The following is a 255-nucleotide window of genomic DNA, read 5'->3' as shown; positions in this document are numbered from 1 at the left end:
CCGGTGCACACTTTGTGCCTGCCGTAGCTGTTTTATCAAGCTGTAAATACTCCCCGGTTGAAAGACGACCGTCAGACCGGACTGTACCACCACTGACTTTTCCGCCTTTGATTTCCCCGGTGGTTGTTATGCCTTTGCCATTAACCGCGCGTATCCACTGGCTGTCTGTCATGGTGAATCCACCACCATGTGTGATATTCATCCATCCCTTATTGTTTCTGGTGATTAGCCAGCCGTCTTCACTCGTAATATCAC

1 protein-coding gene is annotated in these 255 nt (G+C 49.8%); it reads right to left on the bottom strand.

The window, feature by feature from the left end; all coding sequences use genetic code 11:
• Positions 1 to 255 (bottom strand): shufflon system plasmid conjugative transfer pilus tip adhesin PilV (gene pilV / locus E0D98_RS26750; RefSeq protein WP_131891688.1); only part of this gene is annotated, 255 nt, incomplete at both ends.

Source organism: Escherichia sp. KCJ4928 (assembly GCF_004352695.1).
GTDB lineage: Bacteria > Pseudomonadota > Gammaproteobacteria > Enterobacterales > Enterobacteriaceae > ECMA0423.
This window is presented reverse-complemented; position numbering and strand designations above follow the sequence as displayed.